Raw genomic sequence first — 19,118 nt, 5'->3', positions numbered from 1 at the left:
CATGCTTTGCCGAACAAATTGGTTCGGCTGCGGCGGACTCGCCTTTAGGATCGGTTGGACTGCAATACGACCGATCCGCCGATGTCCTTCTATCTCGACGACGCACAACGTCAGACGCTCACGCAACGACGCAACAGCTTCACCTGGCGCACCGAATGGCCGACGTGGCTTCTGATCGCCACGATCTACGGCGGATGGTTTTTTATCGCGAGCCATGCGCGCGCGCTCGGTCTGAGCGCCGCGATTCCGCTGCTCGCCCTGTTCAGCGCGTGGTACATGTCGCTGCAGCACGAACTGCTGCATGGGCATCCGACGCGCTCCGCATGCTTGAACGGTCTGATCGGTTTCGCGCCGCTCGCCGTGTGGTTTCCGTATCGCGTGTATCGCGACCTGCATGTGCAGCATCACGACGATCCGCATCTGACGCACCCCGAGATCGATCCCGAGAGCTATTTCGTCAGCGGCGATACGTGGCGGCACGCGGGACCGCTGACGCGCGCATTGCTCATCGCGCGCAACACGTTTTGGGGACGCGTGCTGCTCGGCCCCGCGTTCTCGATTGCGGCGACGGCGACTCAGGCGCTGCGCAAGCCGCTGCGTGGCGACTGGTCCGATGTGCCCGCATGGCTCGCGCATTTCGCTGCGCTCGCCGTGCTGATGACGTGGCTAGACCGCGCATGCGGGATTGCGCCGTGGCTGTTTATCGCGGGTGTCGGCTATCCGGCGCTGGCGTTGAGCGCGGTGCGCTCGTTTCATGAGCATCGCGCCGCCGCTTCGCACGAACAGCGTTCCGTCATCAACGAAGCCGCATGGTTCTGGCGTCTGCTGTTTCTGAACAACAACTACCATCTGGTTCATCATGACCTGCCGCACGTGCCCTGGTTCGCACTTCGGCAGGTATACGAAACGTCTCGCCAGCACTACATCGAACGCTGCGGAGGTTTTCTCGTCAACGGCTATGGCGAATGGGCCGGCCTCTATGCGTGGGTGCCCGTGGCGCATCCCGCGCATGGTGCAGCGCCCGCCACGAGCCGCGTGACTCCCGTTGTTTCCGCCGAACGGGCGGGACATCTCCCACGTCGTCTCATGCGCTAGCGGTATCCGGGTCGGCTTGCGCGTGCCTCGCCGATAACAGCCTGCGGCGAACGAAATCCCGCAACGGTACGACGAGGCGCTCCTGGAAATAGACGGCTGCGATCGCGGTGGCTATCAGATACAAGGGCAAGCCGCCCATGCCCGGCACGATTTCCTTCGACGCGGCCGCGCACGCTGCAAAGTGCGTTGCACATTCAATGGGAGAAACGCCCATCGACAGCAGCTTGGTTGCCTTGATCATGAGCATGAACAGCGGCGCATGAATCGCAAAGATGGACAGGGCGGAATTGCCAAGCCGCGACGCGAGCCTTTCGCATTTTTCAGGCACTTTGACTGACGTGCAAAGCGCGATCAATACCAGCTCCGCCGGCAGCATCGCGCCGTTGTGCACGAGATACCGCCAATACAGAGGGCCATGCGCAATCAGCCAGGCGCCCGGCACGAAGCAACACACGACAAACAGCAACGCAACGACGCGTCGGCCGGACGTCGATGCAATGGGCGCGAGCGTGCCCTCGCGGTACATACCGTATAAGAGAATTCCGCCAAAGAACTCCGGCAAGCGCAATACCGGGTTCCGCAAAATCGTGCCGACCGCGACGGGTCCGTACCAATGCAGCGCGCTCGCAAGGACAGGTGCACCGAGATACAGTCCCCATAGCAGACAGAGCAACGCCCGCTTCTTTCGAACAGCCAGCAGACGCGGCGCGGCGAATGGAAAGATCAGGTAGAAAAACAACAGGACGGCCAACGACCACGACGATGGATTGATCGAGCCATACAACGGGCTCCAGACCTGAAGCAGCAACACATTGAGCGTCACGTTCAACGCCGTCGCTGCGGGCGGTAATGCGATCATCTGCTCCGGCCCGTCGTCGAGCGACATCAGCGCAACCGATGTGACTGCATGCGTGCTGACGACAGCCACCGCAAAGAACAGCAGAAGCCCGATGAAGTGGATCACATACAGGTTAGAAAGTCGTTTGACGAAGAACGTCCTTGGAGAGCCTCGCATCGAGGCTGATTCATGGAAATAGACGTGCGCGAGAATAAAGCCGGAAAGAACGAAGAAAGTACTCGTGACAAAGCCGCCCATCCCGGCGAGTTCGATCAACGGAAGGTCGCGGCTCTGCGGATACTGATGAATCGAATGAAAAAGCGTCAGATAAAGAGCGAGCCCGAACCGTAACAGATCGAGTACGGAGAACTTCTCTTTCATGACGCGCGCCTCCGCGACGTTGAGTTGATCGCGCAAAGCGCAACCGGATTCCTTCACGATCGACCGCCGCAATGCGCGTGCCGTGCGGCGTATCAGTCTGCGAAGAAATACTAGCGGTACGTTGTTATTTAACAGACTGCACGGCACGAAAACGCTATGTGTTGGCGTGTCGCCTCTCGTGCGCGGTGAGCGTTCGCAAAGGCGCAAGCATCGGCAGGACAGCGGTTCGCCCGTATCGGTCCCGTTCGGCAATTTTGTCGCCGCGCCCAATGGCCTCTGAGCGTCAGGGTCGGTTATTTGACCGATACCGCAACGGCAAGGCCGATGCGATTCTCACTGCCGGCATGTTCATGGAAACCGTCAGGGAGTGGCAATGATCGATCGCGATGAAGATTTCACACGGGTACAGGAAGCGCGCTGGCTCACACGCTATTACTTCGCACGGACTGTTTTTTCCGCGGCCTGGGTTGCCCTTGCTTTTTCCGTCGGACAGCGTTTCCCGGCTGGCGCAGCGGCACTGCTGGTTCTCTATCCCGCGTGGGATGCGCTGGCCAATTACATCGACGCGACACGCAGCGGCGGTATGGCCGACAATCGCAGCCAGGCCATCAACGTTGTCGTCAGCATCGCGACGGCGATTGCTGTCATCGCCGGATTGCAATTGAACTGGGTACTGGGCGTATTCGGCGTCTGGGCCATCCTGTCGGGATTGCTCCAACTCGCCACTGCCGTCCGCCGCTGGAAGCGCATGGGCGCGCAATGGGCAATGATCCTCAGCGGCGGACAGTCCGCACTGGCAGGGGCATTTTTCTTGTCGCAAGCTCATGCACCACTGCTTCAGGCCACGGGCCGAGTGGCCGGCTATGCAGCCGTCGGCGCCGTCTACTTTCTCGTTTCTGCCGTGTGGCTGTCAGTCGGCCAGATGCGCGGCAAGGTTATCCGGACGCCTTGAAACGCAGACGATTCAACCGAGCCGTTCCTTGAGAAAAGCAACGACGTAAGGCGTAGCGGCGGCCGCAATCGTTGAGGCCGTCGATGGATCGATGCCCATTCGGGCCGCGAGTGATTCCGCCACACGGCCCGTCAGCACGCCTTCGCCGCCCTCTTCGAGCGATTTGAAAACGCCATCGCCTTTGACCAGCCCGGCTGCAAAGGCAGCAAGGAAGCTCTTGCCCGGATGCTCGCCCAACAGACCTGCGCCCTGCTCTTCGACGTGAGCATGTGCAGTCTCTGCAACCTGCCCCAGCACCTGCTGGGCATCGTCGGCATTGATACCCTGATCGGCTAGCGCCTGCGTCGCCTGACTCCCATGCTCAGATGCGAGAAATTCAGAAACCAGTTGCTGGACTTCCATGACGAGTGCTCCAGTAGTCGTTAGGTTAGAAAGACGGGCTTGCGAAAGGCGACTTCAAATAACAGGCCTGGCATCGGGGCAGCCATGCGAGAGCACAGCCAGCCGACCCGTTTCACACAACTGGCGATAAAGCCGCCCGTTGCGGGTCTCTGCCATTTTCCACCGACAACCTTTCATGAGCCTTCGCGCCCGGCGATCCACTATCGACGCTGCGTCAGGTCGGTAAAAGTGAAAAAGGCCAGCGGACGCCATGCTCGTCCGCTGGCCCAGGCGATTCGGCGACCGAAGTCCGGCGCCTGACGATCGCCCGAATGAAGACTCGACTACTTTGTAGCGAACACCGATATTCCCCCGTTCGGGAACGCTCCCGAGCCGGCCTGGAACGGCACATAGACCTGACCGAGACCGCTATCGATTGCAACCGAATGCGCGCCCGTTCCCACCGCGACGGTGTAGAGCAGCTTGCGCGTCGCGCCGTCGATCACGCCCATTTGCGGCGTGAAGCCCGATGCCGCCGCCGTGCCGCTCGCTACCCAATGCCGCGCGGGCAGGAAGTAGCGGTTCGACGCGGGATCGTAGGCGACCTGGTCCGTTCCGCCAAACGGTATCGATGCGAGCTGGGAGCCCGTGTCGCGATCGAGAATCAGCGTGATCAGCGGACTGCCCGCGGACGGATCGCAACCGATCAGCACATCGCTGTTCGGACCGAGCGCGATGCCCGAAGGTTCGCATTTGCCGAGCGGAAACGACTTGCTGACAACGGGCGTCCCGGACGTGACGGAACTCGCGGCGATGATGTCGAGTTCACCGTCCGGATTGGCCGTCGTGCCATCGTTATTGATCAGGAAATTCTTCGAGGCGGGATCGTACGTGCAGGCTTCCAGTCCCGACGAGCCGGTGAACACCAGTTTCGACACCACGGCTTGCGTCGTGGTCGAGATGAAGGTCACGTAGGGCGGCGATTCGCCGGGGCTCGCGAACATGATGAGATGATCGTCGGGATCGTAGCAGCCTTCGTCGACACGCGAGCCAGTGGTGCTGATGGGAATCGTCTTGACCGTTTTCATCGCGGCGGTATCGACGATCTTCACGGAATCCACGTCGCCCACGTACAGCGTACTCATCCCCGTTACGCCGACGATGCCGTCGGGCCCGGACGCATCGGTACTCGCGCCTGCACCCGCAAAACCGCCTTGAATCTGCGCGATCAGCGTATTCGATTTCGTATCGACGACATCGACGGATTTGTTGTTCCGGTCCGCCAGATAGTACCTGCCCGCTTCCGTATAGCCGATATCGAAGCTGAACGCGGGCGTCGTGGAGTTAGACACGGCTATGTTCGTCAGCAGCTTCGACGGCGTGGGTGCGGGCGTCGATGACGCCGGTGTCGAAGTGGAGTTGTCTCCTCCGCCGCATCCGGCGATCAAGGCCGTCGCAACGAATAGCAAGGCCACTAGCGGTTTTTTCATCAGTCGGCTCCTTTGAGCGGCAAAACGAGTGGGAAACGCTGGAGTGCTGCCGCTGGTAAGGATGCGGAATGAGCGGTAACGATGCACAGAAAAATAATTTGATGGTTTCTATAGCGAGTCTTGAATGAATGTATGGATGCAGAAATAATCCATTCATCAAAATTGACCCGCTCTGTAATATCCAACGCAAGTCAAAAATCCGGAATAACAATGAGAAGTGATGCAAATCCCGCGACAATACATACCGCGGTGCAATGCCGCATTTGCCTGTGTTGCCGATCTGGTTATAGAAGGGAGTACTCGATCCTGCCTGCGCTACGGAAGAATTGCCGCAGAGCACATTGACTGGCGATGCGCCGATCGTCGGATCCGCTGCATACGATAGATCCGGCAGCCCTGTAAGGCCCGGTTATGAAGTAGAAAGCGCGAATTCCTGCAAGCAGCGAGAGACGCTGCGAGAAAAGTACTCGAAGTCAGGGAAAACGCCTGGCGTCGGGTTCATTCGCCAAATCGATAAGCGGCCATAATAAGAAACAATTTCTGTTTTAATGAGGCAGACGAATGATTCGGGTAACGATTACGTTTAGACGAAATTAAATGCCCAGAATTCCGAAAAGCGGATTCTCTTAAGCTAAATCTAAGACTGGATAAATACAATAGAGCATTCGCCGCGCGTTATGTCAAAGAACAAAAAAGCGCCGACGCATATTTTTCACTGCGCAATCTGCCAACGCAACACGGGATGCGTCGCGCCTGCCGGCATCGCCCAACCACCCGTCTTGCCGAAGTGGTACGACATGAACGAAGCGGGGTTTCTCATCTGCGCAGTCGTCAGCCCGTTCGCATCGGGGATCGTGGTGCCGTATTTGACGCCGATCGCCGCCGCTGTCGTGTCCTTGTTTCAATAGACATCGTTCGAGATCGTGCCCGTATTCGCGCGCGCGATGCCGATCGGCCACATGCGGCCTGAATGACCGAAAAGAGCGGAACCTCGGCGTTTGACTGCGGGCACAACCCGGCACAATCGCAGAGACGCCTCGTCCTTGCGAGCGAACAGGGAGCCACTCATGGGTTGGAAAAATCAGCTGATCGAAACGCCCGTCTGGCTGATGAGCCGCTTCTATCCGCCGCGCTTCGATCCCCTGCGCGACACGCCGCGCGAGATTCTCGTGCTGCGGCCAAACGATTTCGGCGAACTGCTCACCACCACGCCGCTCTTCGATGCGCTGCGCAAGCGCTTTCCGTCGACGCGCCTGATAGCCGGCATCGGCAGCTGGGGGCGTCCGATCCTGGAGAACAATCCGTACGTCGATGAAATCGTCGAACTCGACGCGCCCTGGAACAACAAGATAGTCGCGGACCGCTCGCACAAGAACGTGCTGCGTTTTCTGTGGTCTTCGCCGCAGGTCGCGGCACTGCGGGCGCGAGGCGGTTTCGACGTCGCGATCGACGTGCTGGGCAGCTACATGGGCGCAATACTGATGATGCGGCTCGGCGCGCGCTACCGGATCGGCGTGCGCGGCTATCGCGGCGGCGACAGCGGGTGTCAGGCGCATGTCGTGTATGCGCGGCGGCAATGCGGACGCGCCGCGCTGGCGCAAGGCGAGCTGCTGGGCGCCACCGACTTGCCCGAGGCGCGTCCCCAACTTTTCCTGACAGACGACGAGCGCGCGGACGCCGCGCAACGCTGGGCATCGGGTACGGTTGCCGGGCGGCGCACAGTGCGCGTCGTCGCGGGTGTCGGCGCGGGCGTGGCTGCCAAGGCGTGGCCCGCGCGCGAAGCCGGCGCTGCGCTCGCGCAGATCGCGCAGGCATTCGAACAGAACGGCAGCGCGTGCGACATCGTGATCGTCGGCAGCACGGCGGATCGGGCGCGCGCGGCCGAGGCCATCGCGGCAGCCGGTCCGGGCGTCGCCATCCGTTCGCTCGCGGGCGACGTGCCGATGCGCAGCACGTTCGCGCTCGTCGAACAGGCGGACGTCGTGCTGACGAACTCGACGATGCTGATGCATGTCGCCGCCGCGTTCCGTCGTCCGACGGTCGCCGTGCTCGGCGGCAGCATCACGAAGCCGGATGTGCACGATGCCATCTGGGGTTATCCGGCGCATTACGTCAGCGTCGCACCCGAGCGCTCGGCACAAGGCGAGCGGCGGGAGGAATGGCCCGCTGTCGGGCGCGTCGTGGAGGCGCTCGTGCAGGCTGTTGCAGCACACGAACCGGACAAACCCGGTGCACCGCATACGCAACTGGGCGCAGCGGCATGACTTCATCGTTTCACTGTGTCTGACCGGGCCGCAGCACAATGCGGCTGACGCGATGCACGAGGCGCGGGGCGCGTTTAGAATCGCCTCCATGAACAAGATCGCCGCCCTGCCGATGTACAACGTCTCGCCCGCGCTCGCAGCCGACTGGCACGCGCTGCTCGCTGACGTGCTGCGCCGTGTCGAACCCGCCGCCGCGATCGTCGAACGGGACGATCTGCACGCGTTCTGGCGGCGTCCCGATCTGCTGCTGTCACAGACTTGCGGCTATCCGTACGTGCTCGGTCTGAACGAGTATGTGCAACTGATTGCGACACCCGAATTCGACGCACCAGGCTGCGACGGTGCGAACTATTCGAGCGTGATCGTGACGCGCAGCGACGCGCCATCCGATTCGATCGAAGCCTGCCGCGGCGCGCGCGCCGCCTTCAATGCCGCCGATTCGAACAGCGGCTACAACGCCTTGCGGCACACGGTGGCGCCGTATGCACGCGATGGCAGGTTCTTCGGCGAGACACGGGAGACAGGCTCACATCTCGGCTCGCTGCATGCCGTAGCGGACAATCGGGCGGACGTCGCTGCGATCGATTGCGTCACGATGGCTTTCGCGCGCGACGCGTATCCCGAACTGACAGGCCGTTTGCGCGGCATCGGTTACACGCGCTCATCGCCCGGACTGCCGTTGATCGCATCGAAGCATGTTTCGCGCGAACAGGCGGGCGCATTGCGCGCCGCGTTGCATGAAGCGTTGACGACGGATCATGAACGCGCGCGCCGCCTGAAACTCAAGAGCTTCGCAAACTTGCCGCCCGAAGCCTACGACAGCATCCGTCAAATGGAAAGCGAGGCGCGCGTAGCGAACTACGCGCGCCTCGCATGACGTCCAGCCCTTAAAACAAGCCTTATTCGACGTCGAGCACCAACAGCTGTGCACCATCGGCGACCTGATCGCCGACACCGTACAGCACCTCCGCCACCTTGCCCGCTGCGGGCGCGCCGATCGTGTGCTCCATCTTCATCGCCTCCATCACGATGAGCGGCTGCCCCTTCTCGACGGCTGCGCCCTGTTCGACCAGCACCGCGATCACCTTGCCCGGCATCGGCGCGGTGAGGCGTCCTTCGCCATGCTCGGCATCGGCGGCATGCGCGAGCAGGTTCTGCCATTCGAATGCGAGCGCTTCGCCGCGGCAGAACACATGGAACGTATCGCCGTCGATAAACACGCGGCCCGTTACATGCGCATCGCCGATCGTCGCGCCGTATTCATGCTGGCCTGCACCCGACCACCACCTGAACGGCTCGGTGCGGCCGTCGTGCGTGAGCGTGCGCGTGTCGCCGTTGCGCGAGAAAAGCACTGCAAATGCAGCGTCTTTCTCGACATCGCGCCAGTTCAGCGTCTGCGTATAGCCGCCATTCAGACGCCAGTGCGACAGTGCATCCCACGGCGATGCGCCATGCGCGACACCGCCTTCGCGCGTCATCAACGCGCCGCACGCGAGCGCGAGCGCTTCGAGAAACGGCTTCTTGACGGGTGCAAAGAGCGCGTCGTGATGACGTTCGATCAAGCCTGTATCCAGATCGCCCGTCGAAAACGGCACGCTCGTCACGATGCGCTGCAAGAACTCGACGTTCGTATGCGGCCCGACCACTTCGCAGCCGCGCAGCGCCTGGCTCATGCGCTTCAACGCGTCTTCGCGGCTCGCACCGTGCACGATCAGCTTCGCGATCATCGGATCGTAGAACGGCGTGATCGTGTCGCCTTCGCGCACACCGCTGTCGATACGCACAGGCGCGCGCTCGCCGCCCACGCCCAACGAAAACTCGACGCCTTCCGGCATACGCAGATGCTTCAGCGTCCCCGTCGACGGCAAAAAGCCGCGCGCCGGATGCTCGGCGTAAATGCGCGCTTCGATCGCATGACCTTCGATACGCAACTGGTCCTGCGCAAGCGGCAGCCGTTCGCCCGCCGCCACGCGCAACTGCCATTCGACGAGATCCTGCCCCGTCACCATCTCCGTGACGGGATGCTCGACCTGCAGACGCGTGTTCATCTCCATGAAGTAGAACTCGCCGCCTTCCGTCATGATGAACTCGACGGTGCCCGCGCCGACGTAGTTCACCGCGCGCGCCGCCGCGACAGCCGCTTCGCCCATCGCGCGGCGCACATGCGGTTGCAGACCGGGCGCAGGCGCTTCTTCGAGAACCTTTTGGTGACGCCGCTGCACCGAGCAGTCGCGATCGAACAGATAGACCGCGCCGCCGTGTTTGTCGGCGAACACCTGGACTTCGACGTGACGCGGCCGCGTCAGATACTTTTCGATCAGCACGCGGTCATTGCCGAAGCTGCTCGCCGCTTCGCGCTTGCACGACGCGAGTGCCGCCGTGAAATCTTCCGTGCGCCCGACCACGCGCATGCCCTTGCCGCCGCCGCCCGCGCTCGCCTTCAGCAACACGGGATAGCCGATCTGATCGGCCTGGCGATGCAACAGATCCGCGTTCTGATCGTCGCCGTGATAGCCCGGCACGAGCGGCACGGCGGCCGAATGCATCAGCGCTTTCGCGGCCGCCTTCGAGCCCATCGCGGCAATCGCTTCGACAGGCGGCCCGATGAATTCGATGCCTGCCTTCTCGCATGCCTGCGCAAAGTCCTCGTTCTCCGACAGAAAGCCGTAACCCGGATGCACGGCCTGCGCGCCCGTCGCAATGGCCGCCTCGATGATGCGTTCGACGCGCAGATAGCTTTCCGCCGCCGTCGATCCGCCGATATGCACGGCTTCGTCGCACGCGGCGACGTGTTTCGCGTTCGCGTCGGCGTCGGAGTAGACCGCGACGCTCGTGATGCCGAGCCGCTTGCAGGTCGCGGCGACGCGGCAGGCAATCTCGCCCCGGTTCGCAATCAGGATCTTGTTGAACATGAGGTGTCTCGATGAGTTTGTTCTGTGCCGTTGCAGCGTTCGAATCAACCGCGCCACGAAGGCGAGCGTTTCTCGAGGAACGATGCGACGCCTTCGCGCCCTTCCGCGCCCGCGCGCGTTCTCGCAATCCGCACCGCCGTATCCTCGATCAGCGCCGCGCTGATTTCGCGGCCCGCGATGTCGTGCACCAGCTGCTTGCAGGCCTTCACCGCTTGCGGACCGTTCGCGCACAACGTCGCCGCGAGCTGCTGCACGGTTTCGTCGAGCTTGTCGACGCTCACGCATTCGCTGACGAAGCCGAGCCGATACGCCGTCGCGCAATCGAACGCTTCCGCCGTCATGAAGTAACGGCGCGATGCCTGCTCGCCGAGCGCGCGGATCACATACGGCGCGATCGTCGCGGGAATGAGGCCGAGGCGCGCTTCGGACAGACAGAACTTCGCGCTATCCACGGCGACCACGATGTCGCACGCCGAAATCAGGCCCATGCCGCCCGCGTACGCATCGCCGTTCACACGCGCGATCACCGGCTTGTTGCAGCGGTAGATCGACGCGAGCATATCGGCGAGACGCATTGCATCGGCGCGGTTCTCGTCGTCCGAGTAACCGGCCATCTTCTTCATCCAGTTCAGGTCCGCGCCGGCACAGAAGGACTTGCCGTTCGCCGCAAGCACGACGGCGCGCACGTCGTCGCGCTCGTTCAGCGCTTTGAACACGGACGTGAGTTCCGCGATCATCGCTTCGTTGAACGCGTTACGCACGTCCGGGCGATTCAGCGTAACCGTGGCGACGCCGTTATCGAACGCGACGATGAGGTTCTCGTATTGCATCGCGTTTTGCATGGTATTGGCTCCTTGCTCGCAGCGTTACATGCGGAACACGCCGAAGCGCGTGTCTTCGATCGGCGCATTCATCGACGCCGACAGACCGAGACCCAGCACGTCGCGCGTCTGCGCGGGATCGATCACGCCGTCGTCCCACAAGCGTGCGCTCGCGTAATACGGATGGCCCTGATGCTCGTACTGTTCGCGGATTGGCTGCTTGAATGCTTCTTCCTGTTCGGGCGTCCATGTGCCGCCCTTCGCTTCGATGCCGTCGCGCTTGACCGTCGCGAGCACCGACGCCGCCTGTTCGCCGCCCATCACCGAGATGCGCGCGTTCGGCCACATCCACAGGAAGCGCGGCGAATATGCGCGGCCGCACATGCCGTAATTGCCTGCGCCGAACGAGCCGCCGATGATCACCGTGAACTTCGGCACCTTCGCCGTGGCGACGGCCGTCACCATCTTCGCGCCGTTGCGCGCGATGCCTTCGTTCTCGTACTTGCGGCCCACCATGAAGCCCGTGATGTTCTGCAGGAACACGAGGGGAATCTTGCGCTGCGCGCACAGCTCGATGAAGTGCGCGCCCTTCAGGGCCGACTCGGAAAACAGAATGCCGTTGTTCGCGACAATGCCGACGGGGTGCCCCCAGATATGCGCGAAGCCGCACACGAGCGTTGTGCCGTAACGTGCCTTGAATTCGTCGAAAGCGGAGTCGTCGACGATGCGCGCGATCACTTCGCGGATATCGAACGGCTTGCGCGTATCGACGGGAATCACGCCGTAGATGCTCTTCGTGTCGTAGCGCGGCGGCTTTGGTTCCTGCATCGCGACGGGCACGTCCTTGCGCCGGTTCAGATTGCCGACGATGCTGCGCGCAATCGACAACGCATGCGCATCGTTTTGCGCGAGATGATCGGCGACGCCGGAAAGACGCGTATGCACGTCGCCGCCGCCGAGGTCTTCCGCGCTGACTTCTTCGCCCGTTGCCGCTTTCACCAGCGGCGGTCCGCCCAGAAAGATCGTGCCTTGATTCTTGACGATGATCGATTCGTCGCTCATCGCGGGCACATACGCGCCGCCCGCCGTGCACGAGCCCATCACGACGGCGATCTGCGGAATGCCCTGCGCGGACAGGTTCGCCTGGTTGTAGAAGATGCGGCCGAAGTGATCGCGGTCGGGAAACACGTCGTCCTGATTCGGCAGATTCGCGCCGCCCGAATCGACGAGATACACGCACGGCAAGCGGTTTTCTTCGGCGATCTCCTGCGCGCGCACGTGCTTCTTCACCGTCACCGGATAGTATGTGCCGCCCTTCACGGTCGCGTCGTTGCAGACGATCACGCATTCCTGGCCCGCAATGCGCCCGATGCCCGTGATGACGCCTGCGCCCGGTGCATCGTCGCCATACATGCCGAACGCCGCGAGTTGCGACAGTTCGAGAAACGGCGTGCCCGGATCGAGCAGTTGCGCGATGCGATCGCGCGGCAGCAGCTTGCCACGCGACACGTGCTTGTCGCGCGCAGCCGGACCGCCGCCCAGCGCGAGCTTGCTGATCTTCGCCTTCAGGTCTTCGACGAGCGCTTCGAGCGCGGCCGCGTTGGTGCGAAAATCGTCCGAGCGCGGATTCAATTTCGATTCGATGATCGGCATGTCGTGTCCTGGCAGACGTTTACATCGTTTCCGCGAACAGTTCGCGGCCGATCAGCATGCGGCGGATTTCGCTCGTGCCCGCACCGATTTCATAGAGCTTCGCATCGCGCCACAGACGGCCGACGGGATACTCGTTGATGTAGCCATTGCCGCCGAGAATCTGAATCGCTTCGCCCGCCATCCACGTGGCCTTTTCCGCCGTGTACAGAATCACGCCCGCACAATCCTTGCGCACCTGGCGCGCGTGGCCCGAACCGAGCGTGTCGAGCTGGCGGCCCACTGCGTACAGATACGCGCGGCACGCCTGCAGCGTCGTGTACAGATCCGCGACCTTGCCCTGGATCAGCTGGAATTCGCCGATCGACTGGCCGAACTGCTTGCGGTCGTGGATGTACGGCACGACGGCATCCATCACGGCCATCATGATGCCCGTCGGACCGCCCGCGAGCACGGCGCGCTCGTAGTCGAGGCCGCTCATCAGCACCTTCACGCCGCCGTTCAGTTCGCCGAGGATGTTCTCTTCCGGCACTTCGACGTTCTCGAACACGAGTTCGCCCGTGTGCGAGCCGCGCATGCCGAGCTTGTCCAGCTTCTGCGCGACGGAAAAGCCCTTCATGCCCTTCTCGACGATGAACGCCGTGATGCCACGCGGGCCGGCTTCGATATCCGTCTTCGCGTAGACGACGAGCGTGTCGCAGTCAGGGCCATTGGTGATCCACATCTTCGTGCCGTTCAGCACGTAATGGTCGCCCTTCTTCTGCGCGCGCAGCTTCATGCTGACCACGTCGGAACCGGCGTTCGGCTCGCTCATGGCGAGTGCGCCGACATGTTCGCCCGACACCAGCTTCGGCAGATACTTCTCTTTCTGCGCCGCCGAGCCGTTGCGGTGAATCTGGTTCACGCACAGATTCGAATGCGCGCCGTACGACAGGCCGACCGATGCCGACGCGCGCGAGATTTCTTCCATCGCGATCATGTGCGCCGTGTAGCCCATGTTCGCGCCGCCGTATTCCTCGGAGACGGTCATGCCGAGCACGCCCAGATCGCCGAATTTCTTCCACAGGTCCATCGGGAACTGGTCGGTGCGGTCGATTTCGCCCGCACGCGGCGCGATCTCTTTCGCCGCAAACGACGCGACGCTGTCGCGCAGCATCTCGATCTCTTCACCAAGCGGGAACTGCAAACCGGGCAAGTTGCTCATCTGTGTGTCTCCAGGAGTTCGTCGCGGGCGGCTTGCGTGCTGCAAGCGCCTTCGCATCAAGCTATTTGCATCAGGCCATTGTTCTGAGCCGGGCTCAGCCGGCCCCGCCGCGCAATCGTCACGCAATCGTCAGGAACAGTCGATTCATCCGACATTAGCCCGGTGCGCGGCGGCATAGAGCGCATTTCACTCCAGATTTACGTAAGCGTCAATCAGTATTTTTGAGTGTCACTCAAAATTCGCCGATGCGTTATCAGCGCCTATTTACCGTGATAGTATCGGCCGCAACGGAGCCTCCCGGCTCCGAAATCTGAACTGGACTCATATGATGGGCGTAGCAAGGGCCGAAGTGCCGGCATCGCGCCGCCAGCCGGCGGGACGCAAGTCGCAGCAACGCGTGAAGGAGATTCTTCAGGCGGGCCGCGACGTCTTTTCCGAAAAGGGTTACGAGCGCGCGACCACGGCGGAGATCGCGCAGCGGCTCGGCATCTCCGAAGCCACGGTGTTCAGCTACTTTCGCGGCAAGCGCGAGTTGTGCGCGCGCGTGATCGGCGACTGGTACGACGAGATCATCGAAGCAATCGAATCGGGCCTGCCGCGCGACGGCAGCATCCGCCAGCAGTTCGCGTTCATCGTCCGCACGCATTTGCGGCTGATGCTGGTCAACGGCACGGGACTGTGCGCGCTCGTGCTGTCGGAAGGCCGCACGCGTCAGCATGAACTCAGCGAAGAACTCACCGGGCTGCAACGGCGCTACACGGCGCCGCTGATGCGCGTGCTGTCGCAGGGTCAGCAGACGGGACAGGTCCGCTCGGACATGCCGCTGCGCCTGCTGCGCTCGCTCGTGTTCGGCCCGATGGAGCACGTGCTGTGGGATGCCGCGCTCGGCAATCGCCGCACCGATATCGACGCCACCGCGGACCGTCTGATCGACGTGCTGTGGTCGGCCTTGCAGCCGCCCGACGCATCGCTCGACGCGCTCGTGCAGTTCCGTCAGGAAGTGAGCGAAGCGACGCGCCGTCTCGCCGAAGCGGAAGCCGCGCACAAACAGCGTGCGCCCCGGCTCGCGAATACCAGCGACGACGCCTGAAGTACAGGCCGGAACAGGTGGCCGAACAAGCGGCCGCAACACGCGCGCCCGGCCGGGTGCGCAACTTGCTGGCGAGGTTGACGTCAGCAACGCAACCCAAGGAGGACCGGCCATGTCGACCACGCCCAACGAAGGCGAAAACCCGATCCGCCCCGATCAGTCCGATGTCGTGCAAACCGACTTGCCCGACATCGGGCCGCCACAGGATCCCGACGCGCCGCCGCTCGACCCCGACGTCGATCCCGATCACGAGGACGACAAGCTATAGGGAGCAGCCGGCAGCGTCCGCGCATCCGTTCAGCACAATAATCAGGGAGGATCAATATCGTGCAACAGGCTCTGAACAAGACTTACCGCCGCGCGCTTGCCAACGCGCTGCTCGCGGGCGCCCTCGCTGCGGCTTCGACAGCGGCGCTCGCGCAAGGCGCGCCGCAATCGATCACCGAGCGCCGCACGGAAGTCACGCAGACGGGCAGCGGCTTTCGCGCATCGAAGCTGTCCGGCACGACCGTCTATAACCGCGACAAGGACAGCATCGGCACCATCGACGACGTAATCGTCTCGCCGTCCGAACACAATGCGTTCGCGATTCTGTCGGTGGGCGGCTTTCTCGGCATGGGCAAGCACTATGTCGCCGTGCCGTTGAGCGATCTGCAGATCACCAGCAAGTCGGTGATGTTGCCCGATGCGACGAAACGGTCGCTGGAGGCGTTGCCTGAGTTCAAGTACGCGCCGGACTGATTCGGGGCATCGGCTGCCAGGCCGCATGCGCATCGCGCATGCGCAGCGGCCGGCGTCAGTCTTCGATCAACGCCGGAATCCCGGCGACGAGCGCATCGATCGCGCAGCGCGTCTTCGACGCCATATACCGCGTTTGCGGCCACACCACGTGGATGTCCTGCGGCGGCAAGCTGCAACGCCCTTTGACCAGCACCAGCTCACCCGTCTTCACGTAGCGCGCGAGCAGCCATGACGGAATGCGCGCGAGCCCGAAACCCGCAATCGCCGCCGACGCAATCGCCTGCACGTCGTCCATGCTCAGTTGCGGGCGGATCTTCACGCGCTTCACCTGCCCCGATTGTTCGTCGTGCAGATCCCACGGCACCAGCGCACCGGCGCGCGCATAGACGATACCGTCGCGCCCATCCATCTCGTCGAGCGACGAAGGCATGCCGTGTTGGGCCAGATACGACGGCGCCGCGCCGATGCTCGTGTACTGCACGCCGAGGCGCCGCGCCGCGAGACTCGCGCTGTCGCGCAACTCGCCGATCCGCACGGCGAGATCGAAACCTTCTTCGACGAGATCGACCATCCTGTCGCTGAACGACATGTCGATCTGCAATTTCGGATGCCGTCGCGCGAGATTCATCAGCACGGGCGCGACGCATAGCTGACCGAATGCGAGCGGCAGGCTCACGCGCAACCGGCCACGCGGCGTGCGCCTGCCGCCTTCGAGTTCGGCTTCGGCGGCCTCCAGTTCGGCGAGCGCGCGCACGCAGCGCTCGTAGTACGCCTGGCCGTCTTCCGTGAGGCTCTGGCTGCGCGTCGTGCGATGAATCAGGCGCACGCCGAGGCGCGTTTCGAGCCGCGCGATCACCTTGCCGACGGCCGAGCGCGTCAGGTTCAAGCGCTCCGCCGCGACTGCGAAGCTGCCTGCTTCGACCACTTGCACGAAGGTCATCACGCCATCGAGACGGTCAGCCATTGGGGCGCCTCATTGATTCCCTCGTTGATTCCCTCGTTGGTTCGCTCATTGGTTCCCTCAAGGAATCATTCATCGGAATTCATCTCGTCAATCGGGACTATTGTTCCCGATATAGTAGCCTCACCTTCTTCGTATCGGGTTTCCGCCATGCCGTTTTTCCCTCCTCGCAAGAACACGCTGGCGCTGCTCGCCGCGTGCCTGTCGTCGCTGATGTTCGGCCTGGAGATCTCCAGCGTCCCCGCGATCCTGCCGACACTCGAACAACTGTTGCACGGCGACTTCAACGACATGCAATGGGTCATGAACGCCTACACGATCGCCTGCACGACGGTGCTGATGGCGACGGGCACGCTCGCGGACCGCTACGGGCGCAAGCGCGTGTTCGTCGTCAGCATTGCGCTGTTCGGCATCACGTCGCTGCTATGCGGACTCGCGCCCAACATGGCCGTGCTGATCGCGGGCCGCTTTCTGCAAGGCGCGAGCGGCGGCGCCATGCTGATCTGCCAGGTCGCCGTGCTGTCGCATCAGTTCCAGCAGGGACACGAGCGCGTCAAGGCGTTCGCCGCGTGGGGCATCATCTTCGGCATCGGACTGGGATTCGGGCCGATCATCGGCAGCGCGACGGTTGCGCTGATCGGCTGGCAGTGGGTGTTTCTCGTCCACGCGCCGCTGGCGCTGGCGACGATCGCGCTCGCCGTGAGCGGCGTGAGCGAATCGCGCGATCCGCATGCGCAGAAGCTCGACGCTTGGGGTGTCGTCACGTTGTCGCTCGCCGTGTTCGGCGTGGCGTTCTATATCACGCAAGGTGCGGGTCCCGGCTTCGCGAGCCTGCCCGCGCTCGGCATCGTCGCGGCGAGCGCGCTGTGTCTGATCGGCTTCGTCGTCGCCGAGAGCGTCAGCGCGCATCCGATGTTCGACTTCTCCGTGTTTCGCATCCGCAAGTTCTCGGGCGCGCTGATCGGCTCGGCGGCGATGAACTTCAGCTTCTGGCCTTTCATGATCTATCTGCCCGTGTACTTTCATCACGCGCTCGGCTACGACGATCTGCACGCGGGACTCGCGCTGCTGGCCTATACGCTGCCGACGCTCGTCGTGCCGCCGGTCGCAGAGCGGCTCGCGCATCGCTATCATCCCGGCTTCGTGATTCCGGGCGGGCTGTTCACGATCGGCCTGGGCTTCTTTCTGATGCGCGCGGGCAGCGCCGTGGAACACGCGAACTGGCTCACGATGCTGCCGGGCTGCATCGTCGCGGGAGCGGGACTCGGCCTCACCAACACGACCGTGACGAATACGACGACGGGCGCCGTGTCGACGGCGCGCGCGGGCATGGCGTCGGGCATCGACATGAGCGCGCGGATGATCGCGCTGGCGATCAACATCGCGTTGATGGGCTTCGTGCTGGTGGCGGGCGTCGATGCGTCGTTGTCGCGTACGCTTTCAGGTGCGCACGACGCCGCGCAGATTCACGCGATGAGCGCGGCGATTGCCGCGGGCCGCATCGCCGCACTCGATCCGCAGATTGCACACGATGCGCTCGTGCAAGGCTTCCACTGGGTGATGATGTATGGAGGCGCCGGCGTGTGGCTGCTGGCGGCAGCCAGCTTCGCGACGTTCGGCGCGATGGCGCAGCGTCCGCCACGCCACGAAGCGCCTGCGACGACATGTGCGCAATGCACAGATTGAAACAAAAAAAGCGTGAGCGCGGATGAGGCGCTCACGCTTTTCGAGCGTGCGAGTCGTGTGAATCAGTAATACGGATACGGCGAGTAGACCACGCCCGGCGGGCCGTAATAGTAAGGACGCGGCGCGTAATAAGCGGGCGCAGGCGCATAGTATGCAGGCGGCGTTGCATACATGGGCGCGGGCGGCTGGGAAATGGTGTTGCCCTTCGACGTCATACACTGCGCGTAAGCCGCGTCGTAGCGGGCCTGCAAACCATACGCCGAATACGACGCGCCATTCGCCCCCGTCGCGCCGCCGATCAGCAGGCCGCTTCCGGCACCGATTGCCGCACCCGCACCGGCATTGCCCGCGGCCGCACCGAGCAGCGCGCCGACGGCAGCGCCGCCCAACGTACCGACGGCTGCGCTGCCCGCCGCATTGTTCGTGGCAGCGTGCGCCGCGCCGTTTGCGTCCGTGCTGCGGTACGCATAGTCGCGGCACGCGTAGTCGTCCTGCTGGAACTGTTCGAGCGGTTCGCCCTTGCGCGGCAGCGCCACCACGCTCGGCCCGCTCGGCGGCACGACCGCGCAACCGCCCAATGCGAGCAACACTCCGACGACGAGCGCCGGCACAGCGACCTTTCTAGCGACCCGAGTCTTGTTCATCTTCGTCG

Annotated in this window: 17 protein-coding genes; 8 read left to right on the top strand and 9 right to left on the bottom strand. The window is 63.1% G+C overall.

Annotated elements, in window-relative coordinates:
* Positions 1-81 precede the first annotated feature (81 nt).
* Positions 82-1,095: a fatty acid desaturase gene (locus tag FRZ40_RS27080; protein ID WP_147236175.1), complete on the top strand. Its 1,014-nt coding sequence runs from the start codon at positions 82-84 to the stop codon at positions 1,093-1,095.
* Here the strand turns inward: FRZ40_RS27080 and FRZ40_RS27075 are convergent.
* The gene (locus FRZ40_RS27075) at positions 1,085-2,314 is read right to left on the bottom strand and encodes an acyltransferase family protein (protein WP_147236174.1); all 1,230 of its coding nucleotides are present in this window, start codon (positions 2,312-2,314) and stop codon (positions 1,085-1,087) included. The two genes, FRZ40_RS27080 and FRZ40_RS27075, sit on opposite strands and share 11 nt — an antisense overlap.
* A 373-nt stretch (positions 2,315-2,687) precedes the next feature.
* On the opposite strand from FRZ40_RS27075, the gene FRZ40_RS27070 reads away from it, so the two are divergent.
* A complete protein-coding gene (locus tag FRZ40_RS27070; protein ID WP_147236173.1) occupies positions 2,688-3,266 on the top strand; it encodes a DUF308 domain-containing protein in 579 nt (192 codons plus the stop codon).
* Between the two features lie 12 nt (positions 3,267-3,278).
* Here FRZ40_RS27070 and FRZ40_RS27065 read toward each other — a convergent pair whose 3' ends face one another.
* A complete protein-coding gene (locus tag FRZ40_RS27065; protein WP_147236172.1) occupies positions 3,279-3,668 on the bottom strand; it encodes a hypothetical protein in 390 nt (129 codons plus the stop codon).
* A 323-nt stretch (positions 3,669-3,991) separates the two neighbouring features.
* A complete protein-coding gene (locus FRZ40_RS27060) occupies positions 3,992-5,137 on the bottom strand; it encodes a YncE family protein (protein WP_147236171.1) in 1,146 nt (381 codons plus the stop codon).
* Positions 5,138-6,204: 1,067 nt separating this feature from the next.
* Between FRZ40_RS27060 and FRZ40_RS27050 the strand changes: the two genes are divergently transcribed.
* Both FRZ40_RS27050 and FRZ40_RS27045 read left to right on the top strand, forming a co-directional pair.
* Entirely contained in the window at positions 6,205-7,401 is a 1,197-nt protein-coding gene (locus FRZ40_RS27050) for a glycosyltransferase family 9 protein (RefSeq protein ID WP_147236170.1), read from the top strand.
* 88 nt (positions 7,402-7,489) lie between these two features.
* Complete coding sequence (locus FRZ40_RS27045; protein WP_147236169.1) at positions 7,490-8,278, top strand: phosphate/phosphite/phosphonate ABC transporter substrate-binding protein; 789 nt, start codon at positions 7,490-7,492, stop codon at positions 8,276-8,278.
* A gap of 22 nt (positions 8,279-8,300) precedes the next feature.
* Here the strand turns inward: FRZ40_RS27045 and FRZ40_RS27040 are convergent, their stop codons facing one another.
* The 4 genes from FRZ40_RS27040 to FRZ40_RS27025 are packed head-to-tail and all read right to left on the bottom strand — an operon-like array spanning position 8,301 to position 13,988.
* Positions 8,301-10,313 (bottom strand): acetyl/propionyl/methylcrotonyl-CoA carboxylase subunit alpha, encoded by a 2,013-nt coding sequence (locus tag FRZ40_RS27040; RefSeq protein ID WP_028366329.1) that lies wholly within the window; start codon positions 10,311-10,313, stop codon positions 8,301-8,303.
* Positions 10,314-10,357: 44 nt separating this feature from the next.
* On the bottom strand, positions 10,358-11,143 hold the full coding sequence (locus tag FRZ40_RS27035; protein ID WP_147236806.1) for an enoyl-CoA hydratase/isomerase family protein: 786 nt from the start codon (positions 11,141-11,143) through the stop codon (positions 10,358-10,360).
* Positions 11,144-11,179: 36 nt separating this feature from the next.
* Positions 11,180-12,787 (bottom strand): carboxyl transferase domain-containing protein, encoded by a 1,608-nt coding sequence (locus FRZ40_RS27030; protein ID WP_028366331.1) that lies wholly within the window; start codon positions 12,785-12,787, stop codon positions 11,180-11,182.
* Positions 12,788-12,806: 19 nt separating this feature from the next.
* On the bottom strand, positions 12,807-13,988 hold the full coding sequence (locus tag FRZ40_RS27025; protein ID WP_028366332.1) for an isovaleryl-CoA dehydrogenase: 1,182 nt from the start codon (positions 13,986-13,988) through the stop codon (positions 12,807-12,809).
* A 325-nt stretch (positions 13,989-14,313) separates the two neighbouring features.
* Here FRZ40_RS27025 and FRZ40_RS27020 point away from each other — a divergent pair, with 325 nt between their 5' ends.
* From FRZ40_RS27020 to FRZ40_RS27015, 3 genes are all read left to right on the top strand, one after another.
* The gene (locus FRZ40_RS27020) at positions 14,314-15,078 is read left to right on the top strand and encodes a TetR/AcrR family transcriptional regulator (RefSeq protein ID WP_028366333.1); all 765 of its coding nucleotides are present in this window, start codon (positions 14,314-14,316) and stop codon (positions 15,076-15,078) included.
* A 112-nt stretch (positions 15,079-15,190) separates the two neighbouring features.
* Positions 15,191-15,346, top strand: a complete 156-nt coding sequence (locus FRZ40_RS44490; RefSeq protein WP_167528693.1) for a hypothetical protein — start codon at positions 15,191-15,193, stop codon at positions 15,344-15,346.
* 59 nt (positions 15,347-15,405) lie between these two features.
* Positions 15,406-15,819: a PRC-barrel domain-containing protein gene (locus FRZ40_RS27015; RefSeq protein WP_028366334.1), complete on the top strand. Its 414-nt coding sequence runs from the start codon at positions 15,406-15,408 to the stop codon at positions 15,817-15,819.
* A gap of 55 nt (positions 15,820-15,874) precedes the next feature.
* On the opposite strand, the gene FRZ40_RS27010 is transcribed toward FRZ40_RS27015, so the two are convergent.
* Entirely contained in the window at positions 15,875-16,783 is a 909-nt protein-coding gene (locus FRZ40_RS27010) for a LysR family transcriptional regulator (RefSeq protein ID WP_028366335.1), read from the bottom strand.
* Positions 16,784-16,930: 147 nt separating this feature from the next.
* On the opposite strand from FRZ40_RS27010, the gene FRZ40_RS27005 reads away from it, so the two are divergent.
* On the top strand, positions 16,931-18,466 hold the full coding sequence (locus FRZ40_RS27005) for an MFS transporter (RefSeq protein ID WP_147236168.1): 1,536 nt from the start codon (positions 16,931-16,933) through the stop codon (positions 18,464-18,466).
* A 62-nt stretch (positions 18,467-18,528) separates the two neighbouring features.
* On the opposite strand, the gene FRZ40_RS27000 is transcribed toward FRZ40_RS27005, so the two are convergent.
* Positions 18,529-19,110: a glycine zipper family protein gene (locus tag FRZ40_RS27000; protein WP_147236167.1), complete on the bottom strand. Its 582-nt coding sequence runs from the start codon at positions 19,108-19,110 to the stop codon at positions 18,529-18,531.
* Positions 19,111-19,118 lie beyond the last annotated feature (8 nt).

Origin of the sequence: Paraburkholderia azotifigens (assembly GCF_007995085.1) — a bacterium.
GTDB lineage: Bacteria > Pseudomonadota > Gammaproteobacteria > Burkholderiales > Burkholderiaceae > Paraburkholderia > Paraburkholderia azotifigens.
Note: the sequence above shows the minus strand (reverse complement) of the source record. Positions and strands in the feature narration are given on the sequence as shown.

Coding starts and splice junctions, on each gene's coding strand:
- FRZ40_RS27080 (WP_147236175.1), top strand. CDS start 82: ATGTCCTTCTATCTCGACGACGCACAACGTCAGACGCTCACGCAACGA.
- FRZ40_RS27075 (WP_147236174.1), bottom strand. CDS start 2,314: ATGAAAGAGAAGTTCTCCGTACTCGATCTGTTACGGTTCGGGCTCGCT.
- FRZ40_RS27070 (WP_147236173.1), top strand. CDS start 2,688: ATGATCGATCGCGATGAAGATTTCACACGGGTACAGGAAGCGCGCTGG.
- FRZ40_RS27065 (WP_147236172.1), bottom strand. CDS start 3,668: ATGGAAGTCCAGCAACTGGTTTCTGAATTTCTCGCATCTGAGCATGGG.
- FRZ40_RS27060 (WP_147236171.1), bottom strand. CDS start 5,137: ATGAAAAAACCGCTAGTGGCCTTGCTATTCGTTGCGACGGCCTTGATC.
- FRZ40_RS27050 (WP_147236170.1), top strand. CDS start 6,205: ATGGGTTGGAAAAATCAGCTGATCGAAACGCCCGTCTGGCTGATGAGC.
- FRZ40_RS27045 (WP_147236169.1), top strand. CDS start 7,490: ATGAACAAGATCGCCGCCCTGCCGATGTACAACGTCTCGCCCGCGCTC.
- FRZ40_RS27040 (WP_028366329.1), bottom strand. CDS start 10,313: ATGTTCAACAAGATCCTGATTGCGAACCGGGGCGAGATTGCCTGCCGC.
- FRZ40_RS27035 (WP_147236806.1), bottom strand. CDS start 11,143: ATGCAATACGAGAACCTCATCGTCGCGTTCGATAACGGCGTCGCCACG.
- FRZ40_RS27030 (WP_028366331.1), bottom strand. CDS start 12,787: ATGCCGATCATCGAATCGAAATTGAATCCGCGCTCGGACGATTTTCGC.
- FRZ40_RS27025 (WP_028366332.1), bottom strand. CDS start 13,988: ATGAGCAACTTGCCCGGTTTGCAGTTCCCGCTTGGTGAAGAGATCGAG.
- FRZ40_RS27020 (WP_028366333.1), top strand. CDS start 14,314: ATGATGGGCGTAGCAAGGGCCGAAGTGCCGGCATCGCGCCGCCAGCCG.
- FRZ40_RS44490 (WP_167528693.1), top strand. CDS start 15,191: ATGTCGACCACGCCCAACGAAGGCGAAAACCCGATCCGCCCCGATCAG.
- FRZ40_RS27010 (WP_028366335.1), bottom strand. CDS start 16,783: ATGGCTGACCGTCTCGATGGCGTGATGACCTTCGTGCAAGTGGTCGAA.
- FRZ40_RS27005 (WP_147236168.1), top strand. CDS start 16,931: ATGCCGTTTTTCCCTCCTCGCAAGAACACGCTGGCGCTGCTCGCCGCG.
- FRZ40_RS27000 (WP_147236167.1), bottom strand. CDS start 19,110: ATGAACAAGACTCGGGTCGCTAGAAAGGTCGCTGTGCCGGCGCTCGTC.